This window comes from Methylobacterium aquaticum, from assembly GCF_001043915.1.
Lineage (GTDB): Bacteria > Pseudomonadota > Alphaproteobacteria > Rhizobiales > Beijerinckiaceae > Methylobacterium > Methylobacterium aquaticum.
Genome location: NZ_LABX01000145.1, coordinates 1 through 16,231, shown reverse-complemented (window position 1 = coordinate 16,231; position 16,231 = coordinate 1). Strand labels below are relative to the sequence as shown.

The 16,231-nt window shown below is 70.0% G+C and carries 15 protein-coding genes, 1 tRNA gene and 1 rRNA gene; 13 read left to right on the top strand and 4 right to left on the bottom strand.

All coding sequences use genetic code 11. From position 1 onward, the window contains the following. Positions 1-5: 5 nt before the first annotated feature. The 10 genes from VP06_RS18610 to VP06_RS18565 all read left to right on the top strand — a co-directional run bounded on the left by VP06_RS18610 (position 6) and on the right by VP06_RS18565 (position 11,009). On the top strand, positions 6-659 hold the full coding sequence (locus VP06_RS18610; protein WP_048465275.1) for a class I SAM-dependent methyltransferase: 654 nt from the start codon (positions 6-8) through the stop codon (positions 657-659). Further along, a complete protein-coding gene (locus VP06_RS18605) occupies positions 656-1,573 on the top strand; it encodes a TVP38/TMEM64 family protein (protein WP_245291232.1) in 918 nt (305 codons plus the stop codon). Before VP06_RS18610 ends, VP06_RS18605 begins: the two co-directional genes overlap by 4 nt. 116 nt (positions 1,574-1,689) lie before the next feature. Beyond that, positions 1,690-3,177: a sensor histidine kinase gene (locus VP06_RS18600; RefSeq protein ID WP_082167483.1), complete on the top strand. Its 1,488-nt coding sequence runs from the start codon at positions 1,690-1,692 to the stop codon at positions 3,175-3,177. Between the two features lie 45 nt (positions 3,178-3,222). Beyond that, complete coding sequence (locus VP06_RS18595; protein WP_048465274.1) at positions 3,223-4,119, top strand: LysR substrate-binding domain-containing protein; 897 nt, start codon at positions 3,223-3,225, stop codon at positions 4,117-4,119. 184 nt (positions 4,120-4,303) lie between these two features. Further along, positions 4,304-5,053, top strand: coding sequence for an SDR family NAD(P)-dependent oxidoreductase (locus VP06_RS18590; RefSeq protein ID WP_048465273.1), 750 nt, complete (start codon positions 4,304-4,306; stop codon positions 5,051-5,053). Between the two features lie 11 nt (positions 5,054-5,064). Then, positions 5,065-5,913 carry a transketolase gene (locus VP06_RS18585; protein ID WP_048465286.1) on the top strand — a complete coding sequence of 283 codons (849 nt, stop codon included), beginning with the start codon at positions 5,065-5,067 and terminating at the stop codon, positions 5,911-5,913. Then, the gene (locus VP06_RS18580) at positions 5,910-6,941 is read left to right on the top strand and encodes a transketolase family protein (RefSeq protein ID WP_048465272.1); all 1,032 of its coding nucleotides are present in this window, start codon (positions 5,910-5,912) and stop codon (positions 6,939-6,941) included. The genes VP06_RS18585 and VP06_RS18580 overlap by 4 nt, the downstream gene beginning before the upstream one ends. Further along, the gene (locus VP06_RS18575) at positions 6,932-7,822 is read left to right on the top strand and encodes an NAD(P)-dependent oxidoreductase (RefSeq protein ID WP_048465271.1); all 891 of its coding nucleotides are present in this window, start codon (positions 6,932-6,934) and stop codon (positions 7,820-7,822) included. The genes VP06_RS18580 and VP06_RS18575 overlap by 10 nt, the downstream gene beginning before the upstream one ends. Positions 7,823-8,102: 280 nt before the next feature. Continuing rightward, positions 8,103-9,116, top strand: coding sequence for a TRAP transporter substrate-binding protein (locus VP06_RS18570; RefSeq protein WP_048465270.1), 1,014 nt, complete (start codon positions 8,103-8,105; stop codon positions 9,114-9,116). 12 nt (positions 9,117-9,128) lie between these two features. Continuing rightward, positions 9,129-11,009: a TRAP transporter large permease gene (locus tag VP06_RS18565; RefSeq protein WP_048465269.1), complete on the top strand. Its 1,881-nt coding sequence runs from the start codon at positions 9,129-9,131 to the stop codon at positions 11,007-11,009. A 129-nt stretch (positions 11,010-11,138) separates the two neighbouring features. On the opposite strand, the gene VP06_RS18560 is transcribed toward VP06_RS18565, so the two are convergent. Then, the gene (locus VP06_RS18560) at positions 11,139-11,906 is read right to left on the bottom strand and encodes a transporter substrate-binding domain-containing protein (protein ID WP_048465268.1); all 768 of its coding nucleotides are present in this window, start codon (positions 11,904-11,906) and stop codon (positions 11,139-11,141) included. A gap of 342 nt (positions 11,907-12,248) precedes the next feature. Further along, on the bottom strand, positions 12,249-13,484 hold the full coding sequence (locus VP06_RS18555) for an aspartate kinase (RefSeq protein ID WP_048465285.1): 1,236 nt from the start codon (positions 13,482-13,484) through the stop codon (positions 12,249-12,251). Positions 13,485-13,685: 201 nt separating this feature from the next. On the opposite strand from VP06_RS18555, the gene ubiG reads away from it, so the two are divergent. From ubiG to VP06_RS35135, 3 genes are all read left to right on the top strand, one after another. Then, positions 13,686-14,435, top strand: a complete 750-nt coding sequence (gene ubiG / locus VP06_RS18550; RefSeq protein WP_048465267.1) for a bifunctional 2-polyprenyl-6-hydroxyphenol methylase/3-demethylubiquinol 3-O-methyltransferase UbiG — start codon at positions 13,686-13,688, stop codon at positions 14,433-14,435. A gap of 185 nt (positions 14,436-14,620) precedes the next feature. Beyond that, the gene (locus VP06_RS18545; RefSeq protein WP_048465266.1) at positions 14,621-15,595 is read left to right on the top strand and encodes an NADPH:quinone oxidoreductase family protein; all 975 of its coding nucleotides are present in this window, start codon (positions 14,621-14,623) and stop codon (positions 15,593-15,595) included. Positions 15,596-15,715: 120 nt separating this feature from the next. Further along, positions 15,716-15,883: a YqaE/Pmp3 family membrane protein gene (locus tag VP06_RS35135; RefSeq protein WP_082167482.1), complete on the top strand. Its 168-nt coding sequence runs from the start codon at positions 15,716-15,718 to the stop codon at positions 15,881-15,883. A 67-nt stretch (positions 15,884-15,950) separates the two neighbouring features. Here the strand turns inward: VP06_RS35135 and VP06_RS18540 are convergent. Then, positions 15,951-16,027, bottom strand: a tRNA-Met gene (locus tag VP06_RS18540). A 51-nt stretch (positions 16,028-16,078) separates the two neighbouring features. Beyond that, positions 16,079-16,194: ribosomal RNA gene (gene rrf / locus VP06_RS18535) — 5S ribosomal RNA — on the bottom strand. Positions 16,195-16,231: the final 37 nt, after the last annotated feature.

Below are 16,231 nucleotides of genomic sequence, written 5' to 3'. Positions count from 1 at the left end.
CGGACATGCTGAGCGAGCCGCGAGAGGCGGGGCCCACCACCGCCTTGATGCGCAAGGCCTATGCGCGCTGGGCGCCGGTCTACGACGTGGTCTACGACAAGCTGACGGAGCCGGCGGCGCGGGATGCGGTCGAGGCGGCGCTCGTCGGCGGGCGACGGATTCTCGAAGCCGGCGTCGGCACCGGCCTGTCGCTCGGCTATTACCCGAAGGAGGCCGAGGTCTACGGCGTCGACCTGTCGGAGGACATGCTGCGGCGGGCCAGCCGCAAGGTGGCCCGGCACGGGCTCACCCACGTCAAGGGCCTCCAGGTCATGGATGTCTGCCGCCTCGGCTACGCCGATGCGCGCTTCGACGCGGTGGTGGCGCAATTCCTCATCACCCTGGTGCCGGACCCGGAAGGCGCCCTCGACGAGTTCCTGCGGGTGGTGCGCCCTGGCGGCATGATCGTGCTCGCCAACCATTTCGGCCAGGACAGGGGAACGGTGGCCAAGGTCGAGGAGATCGTGGCGCCGCTCTGCGAGAAGATCGGCTGGAGTTCGGCCTTCAAGGCCGCCCGGATCGAAGCCTGGGCCAAGAGCCGCGGCGTGACCTTCCTGGGCGTGCGCCCGACCTTCCCGGGCGGGTTCTTCAAGATCCTGCGCATGCAGAAGCCCGGGTGAGCGCGCTGACCCGGCCGCAGGAGCCCCCGACCGACGAGGACGCCGTCCCGGCCGAAACCGGCCCGGAGGCCGTCCCGGCCGAAACCGGCCCGGAGGCCGTCCCGGCCGAAAACGGCCCGGAGGCCGTGGCGGCGCCGGCCTGGCGCGGCTGGCTGCGGGTGCTGCCGCTCGTCGCCCTGGTGGCGTTGTCCCTCGGCCTCCTCGTCGGCGGCATCACCCGCTGGTTCAGCCTCGATCAGCTCCTCGCCTCCCGGGCCTATGCCCGGGCCTGGGTCGCCGAGGGGTTCTGGCGCGCCTATGCCTGCGCCTACCTGGCTTACGTCGGCACCGTGATCGTGTCGCTTCCGGTCTCGGTGGTGATGACGACCCTGTGCGGCTTCCTGTTCGGGCCGGTCGCCGGTGCCCTGGTGTCGATCTCGGCCGCCACGACCGGCGCCGTCGTGGTGTTCTCGATCGGCCGCACGGCGGCCGGGGGCGTGCTGCTGCGCCGCGCCGGATCGCGGCTCGGGCGCCTCGCCGAGGGCTTCCGCCGCGACGCCTTCTCCTACGTGATGGTCTTACGGCTGCTGCCGCTCTTCCCGTTCTGGATGACCAACCTGGCGCCGGCGATCTTCGGCGTGCGCCTGCGCACCTTCGCGCTCGCCACCCTCATCGGGATCAGCCCCGGCGCCTTCATCTACGCCTCGGCCGGGGCCGGGGTCGAGACCGTGGTGGCGGCCCATCAGGCGGCAAAGGAAGCCTGCCTGGTGGCCGGCGGCATCGCCTGCGACGCCGCCCTGTCGCTGCGGACCATCGTCACGCCGCAACTCGTCGCCACCCTGCTCGGCCTCGGCGCCCTCGCGCTGCTGCCGGTCGCGTGGCGGCGCTGGCGCGGCCGGCCCGGGCCGACGATCCAGGACGGCTCAGCGGAATGACACACGATTCCGTCGCGGACGACTGGAATTCCGCCACGCGGCGGATAGCTTCCGTGTAGCCCCTGCGCTGCTTGGCAGGGCCTTCGGGTGGCGTGCCGTCGGGGGCCGGAGGGGCCATGGTAGCGTCGGGCCGTGCCGGGAGCCGGGCGAGCGGGGATGTCGAGACCGTGCAAGGGGCCGATGACGCGGCGAGCCAGGGTGGCCTCCGGCGGCTCGCTGGCCGGATCGGTCTGTCCGGTCGCCTGCTGCTGCTCACGATCCTGTTCGTCCTCATCGCCGAGGTGCTGATCTACGTGCCCAGCGTCGCGACCTTCCGGCGCTCGTGGCTCTCCGACCGGCTCGCCGCGGCGCAGGTCGCCGCCCTGGTGCTCGACGCCGCGCCCCAGCAACGGGTGTCGGACGACCTCGCCCGGCGGCTGCTGATGGGGGTGGGCGCCCAGGCGATCGCCCTCAAGGCCGGGGGCGCGCGCCGCCTCCTCAACCTCACGCCGATGCCGCCGGAGGTGGGCGAGACCGTCGACCTGCGCGAATCCGGCTGGATCGACAGCATCGGCGGCGCCTGGCGCACCCTGACGCAGACCCATCCCCTGCCGCTGCGGGTGGTCGGCCACGGCATGGACGGGGTCGATTTCGTGGAGCTGGTCCTCGATCCCGCTCCCCTGCGACGGGCGATGATCGCCTTCTCGGGGAGGATCCTGCTCACCTCGCTGGTGATCTCCGGCATCACCGCCGGCCTCGTCTTCCTGGTGCTGCAACTCTCGATCGTGCGGCCGGTGCGGCGGCTGGCGCGCAACATCGCCACCTTCGCGGAGGATCCGGAGGATCTGTCGCGGCGGATCAGCCCGTCCTGGCGCAACGACGAGATCGGCGCCGCCGAGACGGCGCTCGCCCGCATGGAGACCATCCTGTCGGACGAGCTGCGCCAGAAGCGGCGCCTGGCCGATCTCGGCCTCTCGGTCAGCAAGATCAACCACGAACTGAGGAACCTGCTGACCACGGCGCAGCTCCTGGTCGACCGGCTGGAGCACGTCGCGGATCCGGGGGTGCAGCGGGTGGCGCCGCGCCTCGTCGTGACGCTCGGCCGGGCGATCCGGTACTGCGAGGCGACGCTCGCCTATGGCCGCGCCGCCGAGCGGCCGCCGGAGCGCCGGGTGATGCCGCTGCGGCCGATCCTGCGCGACGCCCTCGACCTTGCCGGGCTGGCCCCCGGCGCCGCGGTCACCATCGCGGACCGCACCCCCGAAGGGCTGACCGTCGATGCCGATCCCGACCAATTGTCGCGGGTGCTGGTGAACCTGGTGCGCAACGCCGTCCAGGCGATCGGCCTTGCCGGCGCCAGCGAGGGCGGGCCCTTGGTGGCGATCGAGGCGGAGCGCCAGGGCGCCACCGTCACGATCCTCGTCACCGACAACGGCCCGGGCCTGCCGGAGCGGGCCCGGGCCCACCTGTTCGAGGCATTCCAGGGCGCGGGCCGCTCCGGCGGAACGGGGCTCGGCCTCGCGATCGCGGCCGAGCTGGTGCGGCTCAATGGCGGGACATTGAGCCTCGACGAGACCCGGAGCGGGGCGCGCTTCCGCATCACCCTGACCGACCGGGAGGGGTGAACCTGGCGGTTGCCAACGGGGCGGGTGCCGCCGCATCGTCGCGTCATGTCCCTGCGCGTCCCCCTCTCCGCCGTGCGCTCCTTCGAGGCGGCGGCGCGCCGCCGCTCGTTCAAGGATGCGGCGGCGGAGCTGAACCTGACCGCGAGCGCCGTCAGCCACGCCATCCGCAAGATGGAGGCGTCGCTCGGCGTCACCCTGTTCGAGCGCCAGGGCCAGGGGGTGGTGCCGACCGCCGCCGGCGAGGCGCTGCTGGAGCATGTGAGCCGCGCCTTCGACGAGCTGCATCGCGGCCTCGACCTCGTGGCGGCGCAGGGACCGCAGCTCCTGCGCCTGCACTGCGCGCCGAGCCTCGCGGCGCAATGGCTGACGCCCCGCCTCGCCCGCTTCCTCGCTGCCAATCCGGGCTTCGAGGTGCGGCTCGCCGCCGGGATGGACTATGCCCGCTTCATCGGCGACGAGTTCGACGCCGACCTCGTCTACGGCCCGCCCCGGGGCGAGGGCCTGGTGACCGTGCCGCTCTGCACCGAGACGGTGATGCCGCTCTGCGACCCCGAGCGCGCCGCCCGCATCCGCAGGCCGGACGATCTCCTCGACCAGGTGCTGATCCAGAGCGACAACAAGCAGGTGCGCTGGCCGCTCTGGTTCGCCCGCAACGGCCTGCCGGCGCCCCGCCCCTTGGGGGTTCGCTTCGACCGCAGCTTCCTCGCCATCGCGGCCGCCGCCGACGGGCTCGGGGTCGCGCTCGAATCGACCCTGCTCGCCGAGCGCGAGATCGCCAGCGGCCGGCTCGTGGCGCCGCTGCGGGGGGTGGCGCAGGACGTCACCTATGTCGGCCACCACCTCGTCTATCCGGCGACCACCCGGCGGCGCGCCCCCCTGCGGGTCTTCGCCCGCTGGCTGGCACAGGAGATGAGCCTGGTGCTGCCGGATGATCTGGCGTGACGCCGCAGAAGGTGAATTCGATTCATCTCCCCATGCAATTTCCGCGTTTGCCCGGCCCCCTCGCCCCGGGCACTGTGCCGGCAACGAGACGAGGGAGACGCCGTCGAGGACGGGCGGCGAGGCAGGGCTGAGACCCTGACGCCAGGTGTCACTCCCTCGTGCCCGACAAGCCAGGGAGGACGACATGTTGCTGAACGACAAGGTGTGCCTGATCACCGGCGCCGCTTCGCTGCGGGGCATCGGCCGGGCCACCGCCAAGCTGTTCGCCAGCCACGGTGCCAAGGTGGTGATCCTCGATCTCGATGCCGGCCAGGCCGAAGAGGCCGCCCGCGCGATCGGCGAGGGCCATCTGGGCCTGGCCTGCAACGTCACCGACAAGGCCGCCTGCCAGGCCGCCGCCGATGAGGTGGTGTCGCGCTTCGGCCGCATCGACGTGCTCGTCAACAATGCCGGCATCACCCAGCCGCTGAAGTTCATGGAGATCGAGCCCGGCAATTACGACGCGGTGCTCGACGTCAACTTGCGCGGCACGCTCTACATGAGCCAGGCGGTCGTGCCGCAGATGCGCCAGCAGAAGTCGGGCTCGATCGTCTGCATGTCGTCGGTCTCGGCGCAGCGCGGCGGCGGCATCTTCGGCGGGCCGCATTACAGCGCCGCCAAGGGCGGCGTGCTGTCCTTAAGCAAGGCGATGGCCCGCGAGCTGGGCCCCGACAGGTTACGGGTCAACAGCATCACCCCCGGCCTGATCCAGACCGACATCACCGGCGGCAAGCTCACCGACGAGTTGAAGGTCGAGATCGCCAAGGGCATCCCGCTCGGCCGCCTCGGCGTCGCCGACGACGTGGCCAATGCCTGCCTGTTCCTGGCCTCCGACCTCTCCTCCTACATCACCGGCGCCGTCATCGACGTGAACGGCGGCATGCTGATCCACTAAAGGTGACCATCATGCCCCCGATCGAACCCGGGCAGAACAGCCCGTCACTGGCCGAGCGCGCCTACCGCATCCGCCGCAACGCCCTGCTGATGGGCGAAGTCCAGGGCCAAGGCTACATCGCCCAGGCGCTGGGCATCGCCGACGTGCTGGCGGTGTCGTACTTCCACGCCATGCGCTACCGGCCGGACGATCCGGAATGGGAGGGGCGGGACCGCTTCCTGCTCTCGATCGGCCACTACGCCATCGCGCTCTACGCCGCGCTTCTCGAAGCCGGGATCATCCCCGAGGACGAGCTGACCAGCTACGGCGCCGACGACAGCCGCCTGCCGATGTCCGGCATGGCCGCCTACACCCCCGGCATGGAGATCACCGGCGGCTCGCTCGGCCACGGCCTCGCGCTCGCGGTCGGCTTCTGCCTCGGCTTGAAGCGCAAGAAATCGGACTCGTTCGTCTATTGCCTGATCTCCGACGGCGAGCTCGGCGAGGGCTCGATCTGGGAGGGCGCCTGGTCGGCGAGCCACTGGAAGCTCGACAACCTGATCGCCATCGTCGACGTCAACAACCAGCAGGCCGACGGCCCGGCCTCGCAGGTCACCGGCTTCGAGCCGGCAGCGTCGCGCTTCGAATCCTTCGGCTGGCACGTCCAGCGGGTCGACGGCAACGACATCGACGCCCTGGTCCAGGCCTTCGACGCGGCACGAGCCTGCACCGAGCAGAAGCCCCGCATCATCATCTGCGACACCACGATGGCGAAGGGCATTCCCTTCCTGGAGGCGCGCGAGCGCAACCACTTCCTGCGGGTGGAGCCGCAGGAATGGCAGGACGCGCTTCACATCCTGGATGCCGGGAGGCCCGCATGAAACGTTCGAAGTACACGCGCCCGGCCTGGCTCTCCGAGGCCAAGACCGGCGAGCGCCTGACCACCTCGGCGATGATCGCCTCGCTGGCCGGGCCCGACCAGCGCACCGCGCCGGCCCCGTTCGGCCACGCGCTGGCGAAGCTCGCCGAGGAGCGGCCCGAGATCGTCGGGCTCACCGCCGATCTCGGCAAGTACACCGACCTGCACATCTTCGCCCAGAAGCACCCCGAGCGCTTCTACCAGATGGGCATGGCCGAGCAGCTCCTCATCAGCGCCGCCGCCGGCATGGCGCGCGAGGGCTTCCAGCCCTTCGCCACCACCTATGCGGTGTTCGCGGCACGCCGCGCCTACGACTTCATCTGCATGGCGATCGCGGAGGAGAATCTTGACGTCAAGATCGTCTGCGCGCTGCCCGGCCTGACCACCGGCTACGGCCCGAGCCACCAGGCGACGGAAGACATCGCGATCTTCCGCGGCCTGCCCAACATGACGATCCTCGACCCCTGCGACGCGCACGAGATCGCCCAGGCCGTGCCGGCCATCGCCGATCACAAGGGGCCGGTCTACATGCGGCTCCTGCGCGGCAACGTGCCGCTCGTGCTCGACGAGTACGGCTATCAGTTCGAGCTCGGCAAGGCCAAGACCATCCGGGACGGCACCGACGTCCTCATCATCTCGACCGGCCTGATGACCATGCGGGCGCTCGAAGCCGCGGACGCCCTGAAGGACGACCGGATCGACGTCTCGGTGCTGCACGTGCCGACGATCAAGCCTCTCGACACCGAGACCATCCTGCGCGAGGCCGGCAAGGGCGGGCGCCTGGTGGTGGTGGCGGAGAACCACACGGTCGTGGGCGGCCTCGGCGAGGCGGTGGCGGGGCTGCTGATGCGTACCGGCACGGTGCCGAAGGCGTTCCGCCAGGTCGGCCTGCCGGACGAGTTCCTGGATGCCGGCGCCCTGCCGACCCTCCACGACCGCTACGGCATCTCGACCGGCGCCATGGTGAGGAGCATCCGCGAATGGCTGTGAGCCCCGAGCGTCCCGTCGCCTTCATCGGCCTCGGCTCGATGGGCCTGCCGATGGCCCGCAACCTCGTGCGGCACGGCTTTCCCGTGCGCGGCTTCGACCTGCGGGCGGCGGCGCGGACCACCTTCGCCCAGTCCGGCGGCATCCCCGCCGCGACGATCGCCGAGGCGACCGATGGCGCCGGCGCGCTGATCCTGATGGTGGTCAATGCCGACCAGGCCGAGGCGGTGCTGTTCGGAGAGGGCGCCCTGGAGCGTCTCTGCGCCGATGCCGCCGTGGTGCTGATGGCGACCTGCCCGCCGGCCGCCGTGACGGCGCTGGCGCAGCGGGTGACCGCCACCGGCAGGGCCTTCGTCGACGCCCCCGTCTCCGGCGGGGTCGTGGGCGCCGAGGCCGGCTCCCTCACCATCATGGCGGCGGCCCCCGCCGCGGTGATCGCCGAGATGCGTCCGCTGCTGGAGGCGATGGGCGACAAGGTGTTCCATGTCGGGCCCGAGCCCGGCCAGGGCGCCACCATGAAGGCGGTCAACCAGCTCCTCTGCGGGGTCAACCTCGCGGCGGCGGCGGAGGCGTTGTCTCTCGCCGCCAAGGTCGGGATCGACGGCGCCACGGCGCTGGAGATCGTGTCGGGCTCCTCGGCGTCGAGCTGGATGCTGCGCGACCGCGGCCCGCGGATGCTGGAGGAGACCCCGCGGGTCACCAGCGCCGTCGACATCTTCGTCAAGGATCTCGGCATCGTGCTGGAGGCCGGGCGCAGCGAGAAGGCGGCCTTGCCGCTGGCGGCGCTGGCGCATCAGCTCTTCCTGGCGGCATCGAGCCGCGGGGCCGGGGCCGAGGACGACAGCCAGGTGATCGGGTCCTACCGGGCCCTCAACGGCAAGTAGATTGGCACTCCTTCCCTCTCCCGTGTGGGAGAGGAGCTGGGGGTGAGGGTGCGACGGTTCTGAATGAAGCTCAGGCCATCGTGCTGGCCGCGGACCATTCGGAGCGTGAGGCGGCACCGTCTCCACCCTCGCGCGATCGTCGATCGCCCCTGCCCCTCGCCCATACGGGAGAGGGGATCCCGCGCTTCATCCTGAACCCTGCGGCGACTGCCGCAGACCCACGCCTCCCGTTCAGAGGCCGGCCCAACCGGTCCAGATCCCCTATCCCAGAGGAAACCCCATGAGCCAGACCCTTTCCCGCCGCACGCTTGTCGCCGGTGCGGCGGCCTTCCCTCTCGCCACCGTCTTCACGCGCCCCTTGCGCGCCGCCGAGTTCGAGTACAAGCTCGCCACCGGCCAGGATCCGACCCACCCGGTCAACATCCGAGCCCAGGAAGCCCTGACCCGCATCCGCGAGGGCTCGAACGGGCGCCTCGACATCAAGCTGTTCCCGGCCAACCAGCTCGGCTCCGACACCGACCTGCTGTCGCAGGTGCGCAACGGCAGCGTCGAGTTCTTCAACCTCTCGACCTCGATCCTCTCGACCTTCGTGGCCGCCGCAGCGCTGCCGAATACCGGCTTCGCGTTCAAGGATTACACCGACGTCTGGAAGGCGATGGATGGGGGCCTCGGCACCTACGTCCGCGAGCAGATCGCCAAGACGCCGATCCAGACCGTCTCGAAAGTCTGGGACAACGGCTTCCGCCACATCACCTCCTCGACCCGCGAGATCAAGGTCCCGGAGGACCTGAAAGGCTTCAAGATCCGCGTCCCGCCGTCGCCGATGCTGACCTCGCTGTTCAAGTCGCTCGAGGCCGGGGCCGCCCCGCTCAACTTCAACGAGCTGTACTCGGCGCTGCAAACCAAGATCTTCGAGGGCCAGGAGAACCCGCTTGCCATCACGGCGACGACCCGGCTCTACGAGGTGCAGAAGAGTTGCAGCCTGACCGGCCACGTCTGGGACGGCTACTGGATGCTCGGCAACAAGAAGGCGGTCCAGCGCCTGCCCGAGGACCTGCGCATCCTGGTCTCCCGCGAACTGGATCGCTCGGCCGACGACCAGCGCGCCGACATCGTGACGCTCAGCGCCTCCCTGCGCCAGGACCTCGGATCCAAGGGAATCACCTTCGTCGACGTCGACCGGCAAAAATTTCGCGATGCGCTCGGCCGCACGACCTTCTACAAGGACTGGAAAAGCAAGTACGGCGATGCGGCCTGGGAGCACCTCGAGGCGGTCTCCGGCAAACTGGCCTGAGGGAGGCGCACGATGCATGTCGATATCGCGACGGAGACGCCGGCCCTGCCGGCGGCCTCCGCCAAGCGCGCCTGGGCGCGCGCACTCGACAGCGCGTTGGGCCCGCTGATCGAGATCCCGGCCGCCCTGCTGGTGGTGGCCGAGGTCGTGGTGCTGCTGGCCGGCGTCATCAGCCGCTACGTCTTCCACTCCCCGATCGTGTGGTCGGACGAACTGGCCTCGATCCTGTTCCTGTGGCTCGCCATGCTGGGCTCGGTCGTGGCCTACCGCCGCGCCGAGCACATGCGGATGACGGCCATCGTCAGCATGGCCTCGGTGAAGGCTCAGGCTTTCCTCGAGGCGGTGGCGCTGGCCGCCGGCCTCGCCTTCGTGCTGATGCTGCTGCATCCGGCCTACGAGTTCGCGTCGGAGGAGGTCTTCGTCCAGACGCCCGCGCTCGAGATCACCAATGCCTGGCGTGCCGCCGCCCTGCCGGTCGGCTTCGGCCTGATGCTGGTGGTGGCGGCGTTGCGCCTGATCGAATGCGCCGACTGGCGCCATGCGGTCGGCGCGCTGGCGCTCACCGGCCTCATCGTCGCGGCACTGATGCTGGCCGAGCCCACCTTGCGCATGCTGGGCAACTGGAACCTGCTGATCTTCTTCGTGCTCGGCGTCGGCGCCCTGGTCTTCACCGGCGTGCCGATCGCCTTCGCCTTCGGCCTCGCCACCTTCGGCTACCTGATGCTGACGACGCGGGCCCCCGCCATGGTGGTGGTCGGGCGCATGGACGAGGGGATGAGCCACCTCATCCTGCTGGCCGTGCCGCTCTTCGTGTTCCTCGGCCTGCTCATCGAGATGACCGGCATGGCCAAGGCCATGGTGGGCTTCCTGGCGAGCCTGCTCGGCCACGTCCGCGGCGGCCTGCACTACGTGCTGGTCGGGGCGATGTACCTCGTCTCCGGCATCTCGGGCTCCAAGGCCGCCGACATGGCGGCCGTCGCCCCGGTGCTGTTCCCCGAGATGAAGAAGCGCGGCGCCAAGGAGGGCGACCTCGTCGCCCTGCTCGCCGCCACCGGCGCGCAGACCGAGACCATCCCGCCGAGCCTCGTGCTGATCACCATCGGGTCGGTGACCGGGGTGTCGATCACCGCGCTCTTCACCGGCGGGTTGCTGCCCGGCGTCGTGCTCGGCATCACGCTCTGCATGCTGGTCTGGTGGCGCTACCGGGGCGAGGATCTCAGCCACGTCCGGCGCGCCACCAAGGGCGAGGTGGGCAAGGCTCTCGTCATCGCCTTCCCGGCCATCGCCCTGCCCTTCGTCATCCGCGCCGCGGTGGTGGAAGGCGTCGCGACCGCCACGGAAGTCTCGACCATCGGCATCGTCTACGCGATCCTCGCCGGCCTCTTGATCTACCGCCAGTTCGATTGGCGCCGGGTCTATCCGATGCTGGTCTCGACGGCCTCGCTGTCGGGCGCGATCCTGCTGATCATCGGGGCGGCGACCGGCATGGCCTGGGCTCTGACGCAGTCGGGCTTCTCGCAGAGCTTGGCGGTCATGATGAAGAGCCTGCCGGGCGGGGCGCTGGGCTTCCTGGTCGTCTCGGCGGTGGCCTTCGTGATCCTCGGCTCGGTGCTGGAGGGGATCCCGGCGATCGTGCTGTTCGGGCCGTTGCTGTTCCCGATCGCCCGCCAGGTCGGCGTGCACGAGGTGCACTACGCGATGGTGGTGATCCTGGCGATGGGTGTCGGCCTGTTCGCGCCGCCCTTCGGCGTCGGCTACTATGCGGCCTGCGCGATTAGCCGGATCCATCCCGATGCCGGCATCCGGCCGATCATCGGCTACATGGCGGCGTTGCTGGTCGGCCTCGCGGTGGTGATCCTGGTGCCGTGGATCTCGATCGGCTTCCTGCATTGACGGCATCGGCGACAGGCTCGGACCCCGAGCCTGTCTCCTCGGCCTGGTCATCCCGGGGCCGCGGCAGCGGAACCCGGGATGACGCCGTGAAGCCTCCCTGCCGGCGCATCGCGCACGGTACGCCGATCGCTACTCTGCCGCCTTGGCCAGCGCCTTGCCGTAAGCGCCGCTCTTCAGCATCTTCGTCAGCCATTCGTCCACCGCCGCCTTGAGCGCCGGGTCACGGGTCATCCAATAGGCTTTGTCGGCCTTGTCGAAGGCGTCCGGCACCGCGGCCGGGCAGAGCACGCCGGCATGGCGGCGGGATTGATAGTCGACCTCGGCGCCGTCGGTGACCATCACGTCGGCGCGGCCCTCCGCCACCTCCTTGAAGATCGCGCGATTGTCGGGAAACACCCGCACCGAGGCATGGGGGAAGTTGGCATCGGCGAAGCGCTGGTTGGTGCCGCCGGGATTGACCACGACGCGGACCTCCGGCTTGTCGATGTCCTTGACCGAGACGAAGCGGTCCTTTTCGCCGCACCGCACGATCGGGCGCTTGCCGTCGGTCAGCACCGGAATCGAGAAATCGGCCACCGAGGCCCGGTCCGGGGTGACGCTGACGCCCCCCATGGCGATGTCGTAGCGATCGGAGAGGAGATCGTCCTTCAGGGTCTTCCAGGTCGTCGGTACGATCTCGACCTTGACGCCGAGCGCACGGGCGAGTTCGCCCCCCATGATGACGTCGGCGCCCTTGATGCTCCCGTCGGGCAAGCGCAGCGAATAGGGCGCATAGTCGCCGGTCAGCCCGACGCGCAGGGTGCCGTCCTGCTTGATCGCGACGAGCGACCGCGCCTCCGCCGGCACCGCCGCCAACGCGGCGACCACGCCCACAACACCCATGACCTTGCGCATCATCACCGCCCCGATCCCTGTGTCGTCGTCGACCTGCTCCTCGTAGGGACATCGCACGGTTGCGGTAAAGCGCAGATGACGGCGGGATTGCGGGCAACCGGCCCGAGGTCGTTCGAACAACGCCCCGTCGAGGGTTGGGATCGATGATCGGCGGCCCCCCGTCCTGAGCCAAGCCCCCGGATCGCGCAGCGGCGCTAGGGGGGGCCCTCCGCGAGGTTGGCGGGATCCCCCCGTCGCCAGCATCGGCACCGGAGCCGGGGGCCAGGCGGATTGCAGCCCCGGCCACGCTCCCAGACGTCTCATCGCCGACCACCGCCCGCTGGGCGGCGGCAGGCGCATCGTCGATCAGGCTTTGTCGAGACCGTAGAGCGAATGGAGCGTGCGGACGGCAAGCTCGGTATAGGCGGCGTCGATCAGCACCGAGAACTTGATCTCCGAGGTGGTGATCGCCCGGATGTTGATGCCCTTCTCGGCCAGAGCCCGGAACGCCTTGGCGGCGACGCCGGCATGGCTGCGCATCCCGATGCCGATCGCCGAGACCTTGACCACGTCGGTGGCGCCCTCGATGCGCTCGCAGTCGACCGCGCCGCGTTGCGCCTCGAGGATCGACCGGGCGCGCTCGTAATCCGCCGCCGGCACCGTGAAGGTCATGTCGGTGGCCGCGCCATCACCCGACACGACCTGGATGATCATGTCGACGTTGATATTGGCATCGGCCAGGGGACCGAAGATGGCGGCGGCGATGCCGGGCTTGTCCTTCACCCGGCGAAGGGTGATCTGAGCCTCGTCCTTGGAGAAGGCGATGCCCGTGATGATCTGCTGTTCCACGATATCGTCCTCGTCGCAGATGAGGGTGCCGGGGCGGGCGTCGTCGGGGTCGTCGAAGGAGGAGCGCACGGTGGTCGGCACGCGGTGCACCATGGCAAGCTCGACCGAGCGCACCTGAAGCACCTTGGCCCCCAGGGAGGCCATCTCGAGCATCTCCTCGAAGGCCACCCGATCGAGGCGCCGGGCCTTCGGCACCACCCGCGGATCGGTGGTGTAGACGCCATCGACGTCCGTGTAGATGTCGCAGCGCTCGGCGCCGATCGCCGCCGCGACGGCGACCGCGCTGGTGTCGGAGCCGCCGCGCCCGAGCGTCGTCAGGCGGCCGGTCTCGGCATGGATGCCCTGGAAGCCGGCGATCACCGCAACCTCGCCGCGCGTGAAGCCGGCATCGAGGCGGGCGCCGTCGATGTGCTGGATCCGGGCCGAGCCGTGCTGGTCCGAGGTTTCGATCGGAATCTGCCAGCCCTGCCAGGAGCGGGCCTTGATGCCCATCTCGGCGAGCACAATGGCGAGCAGCCCCGAGGTGACCTGCTCGCCCGAGGCGACGACCGCATCGTACTCGGACTGGGCGTAGAGCGGCGAGGCGTCCTTGCACCAGGCCACCAACTCGTTGGTCTTGCCGGACATCGCCGAGACGACGACCGCCACCTCGTAGCCGGCCCGCACCTCGCGGGCGACGTGGCGGGCGACGTTGCGGATGCGGTCGACCGTGGCGACGGAGGTGCCGCCGAATTTCATCACCAGGCGGGGCATGGGGATCCGATCGAACAAATCTGTCTTTTTCCGCTGCGCGAGGCTGCAGGCGTTCGGCGGGTACAAGCGGGCCAGGGCGGTGTCAATGTCGCGGCCGGAATCGTCGCGACCGTGCCTGATACATCGCGGCAGTTGGCCCGGGACGACGGGTGCGCTACCTCGGCTGTCGAGATGACGTCCCTTCAAGAAGGCGTGGCGCCGATGAGCGAACCGACCGGACCCTCGATCGACCGCGACGAGGTCGCCCGCTTCGATCGCCTCGCCGCGACCTGGTGGGACGAAGCCGGGCCGATGCGGGTGCTGCACCGCTTCAACCCGGTGCGCCTGACCTATCTCCGCGACACGATCTGCCGCCATCTCGGCCGCGACCCGCTGGCGCCGGCACCGCTGGCGGGCTTGAGCCTCGTCGATGTCGGCTGTGGCGGCGGCATCCTGTCGGAGCCGCTCGCCCGCCTCGGCGCGGCGGTGACCGGGCTCGACCCGGCCGTGACGAACGTCACGATCGCGCAAGCCCATGCCGACGAGGCCGGCGTGCCGGTGCGCTACCGGGCCGAGACGATCGAGGACGTGGTGGCGGCCGGCGAGCGCTTCGACGTGGTCTGCGCCATGGAGGTCGTCGAGCACGTCACCGACATGCCGGCCTTCGTGCGGACGGCCTGCGCGGCCGTGAAGCCGGGCGGCCTGTTCTTCGCCGCCACGATCAACCGGACGATGCGCTCCTTCGCTCTGGCCATCGTGGGAGCGGAATACGTCCTCGGATGGCTGCCGAAGGGCACGCACGACTGGGACAAGTTCGTCACCCCGGACGAGCTGCGCGACGCCGTCGAAGCGGGCGGCCTCTCGGTCACGGACACGACCGGCGTCGTCTTCAATCCGCTCACCGGCCGCTGGAGTGCGGCCCGGGACACGGCGGTGAACTACATCATCGCGGCTGAGACGCCGCGCGGCTGACGGGACCACCCCGGCCCGGGACGCCCCAAGACGTGGCCAGGCTCCCGCCGCCGCTCGCCAGGAGCGGGGGTGCCCGGCCGGATCTCGCATCCAGATCTCGCGCCAAGGTCGGCTTGCCAGCGGGAGCGGCCTGGCCCACCACTCGCCATCAGGCCGCCGTCGTGCGGCGGGGAGGATGTTCGGCGATGAAGGCACTCCTGTGCAAGGCGCTCGGCGGTCCGGAGGATCTGGTGATCGAGGACGTGCCGGATCCGGTGCCCGGGCCGGGCGAAGCCCTGGTCCGGGTGACGGTCGCGGCGCTCAACTTCTTCGACACGCTGATCATCGCCGGTCGCTACCAGGTGAAGCCGGACCTGCCCTTCTCGCCCGGTGCCGAAGCCTGCGGCGTGATCGAGGCATTGGGGTCCGGCGTCGAGTCCTTCAAGGTCGGAGAGCGCGTCATCGTCCATCTCGGCTACGGCGCCTGCCGTGAACGGGTCGTGGCGTCGGTCTCCGGCCTCACCCGCGTGCCGGAGGGCGTCAGCGACGAGCAGGCGGCGGGCCTCTCCGTCACCTACGGCACCTCGCTGCACGCACTCCAGGACCGGGCGAAGCTCAAGCCCGGCGAGACCCTGGCGGTGCTCGGCGCCACGGGCGGCGTCGGTCTCGCAGCGGTGGAACTCGGCCACGCGATGGGCGCGCGGGTGATCGCCTGCGCCTCCTCGGCCGAGAAGCTCGACCTCGCCCAGGCGCACGGCGCCGACCTCACCCTCGATTACAGTCAAGAATCTCTTCGCGACGGGCTGAAGCGGCTCGGCGGCGACGCTGGCATCGACGTCGTCTACGATCCCGTCGGCGGCGCCTATTCGGAGCCGGCCCTGCGCTCGCTCAACTGGAAAGGGCGCTTCCTCGTCGTCGGCTTCGCGGCCGGCGAGATTCCGAAGATCCCGCTGAATCTGGCGCTCCTGAAGGGCATCGACATCCAGGGCGTGTTCTGGGGCGCCTTCCTCAAGCGCGAACCCGGAGGCCACGCCACCAACCAGGCCCGTCTGCTGACGTTGGTGAGCGAAGGACGGCTCTCCGCGAAGGTCCATGGCGTCTACCCGCTGGAGGACGCCGCTGCCGCCCTCGGCATCCTGGCGCGGCGCGAGGCCATGGGTAAAGTGCTGCTGCGGCCGTGACAGGCCCCTCCCCTTCCGCGCCGCCGCGGGAGGGAATTTCGCCACCTCGATCGGGAACGGTTCGCACACCGCGCCGTTCACAGCAGAGCTTCCATTCCCAAGCGTCAGGACGGAGACACCGTGGGCGATATCATCCGCATCATCCTTCTCGTCGTGATCCCGCCGATCGGCGTGTTGTTCACGGTCGGTTTCGGCCTTCAGTTCATCCTGAACGTGGTGCTGACGCTGTTCGGCTACCTCCCGGGCCTCATTCACGCCATTTGGGTGGTGACGCGCCGCAACTATTGAGGCAATCGACAGCCCTGAACCCGAAAAACCCCGCCGGCCGAGCCTGAGCGGGGTTTTTTCGTGTGGTTGGTTGCGGGGACAGGATTTGAACCTGTGACCTTCAGGTTATGAGCCTGACGAGCTACCGGGCTGCTCCACCCCGCGCCAAGGCGCGATCCGAGATCGTGACTGAGGGAATGTTGCCGTGCTTGGCAGGTCTGGCGGTGACCGACTCTCCCGTGTCTTGAGACACAGTACCATGGGCGCTGGGGCGGTTAACGGCCGAGTTCGAGATGGGATCGGGTTCTGATCACCCCGCTCTGACCACCAGACCGGCCAAGCACGTCGTCCGGCCAGCCTATCGGTGTT

Bases quoted from the DNA above. Each gene is read 5' to 3' on its own strand.
- VP06_RS18580 (WP_048465272.1), top strand. From the start codon at position 5,910: ATGAAACGTTCGAAGTACACGCGCCCGGCCTGGCTCTCCGAGGCCAAG.
- VP06_RS18565 (WP_048465269.1), top strand. From the start codon at position 9,129: ATGCATGTCGATATCGCGACGGAGACGCCGGCCCTGCCGGCGGCCTCC.
- VP06_RS18600 (WP_082167483.1), top strand. From the start codon at position 1,690: ATGGTAGCGTCGGGCCGTGCCGGGAGCCGGGCGAGCGGGGATGTCGAG.
- VP06_RS18545 (WP_048465266.1), top strand. From the start codon at position 14,621: ATGAAGGCACTCCTGTGCAAGGCGCTCGGCGGTCCGGAGGATCTGGTG.
- VP06_RS18585 (WP_048465286.1), top strand. From the start codon at position 5,065: ATGCCCCCGATCGAACCCGGGCAGAACAGCCCGTCACTGGCCGAGCGC.
- ubiG (WP_048465267.1), top strand. From the start codon at position 13,686: ATGAGCGAACCGACCGGACCCTCGATCGACCGCGACGAGGTCGCCCGC.
- VP06_RS18610 (WP_048465275.1), top strand. From the start codon at position 6: ATGCTGAGCGAGCCGCGAGAGGCGGGGCCCACCACCGCCTTGATGCGC.
- VP06_RS18590 (WP_048465273.1), top strand. From the start codon at position 4,304: ATGTTGCTGAACGACAAGGTGTGCCTGATCACCGGCGCCGCTTCGCTG.
- VP06_RS18595 (WP_048465274.1), top strand. From the start codon at position 3,223: ATGTCCCTGCGCGTCCCCCTCTCCGCCGTGCGCTCCTTCGAGGCGGCG.
- VP06_RS18575 (WP_048465271.1), top strand. From the start codon at position 6,932: ATGGCTGTGAGCCCCGAGCGTCCCGTCGCCTTCATCGGCCTCGGCTCG.
- VP06_RS18570 (WP_048465270.1), top strand. From the start codon at position 8,103: ATGAGCCAGACCCTTTCCCGCCGCACGCTTGTCGCCGGTGCGGCGGCC.
- VP06_RS18560 (WP_048465268.1), bottom strand. From the start codon at position 11,906: ATGATGCGCAAGGTCATGGGTGTTGTGGGCGTGGTCGCCGCGTTGGCG.
- VP06_RS18555 (WP_048465285.1), bottom strand. From the start codon at position 13,484: ATGCCCCGCCTGGTGATGAAATTCGGCGGCACCTCCGTCGCCACGGTC.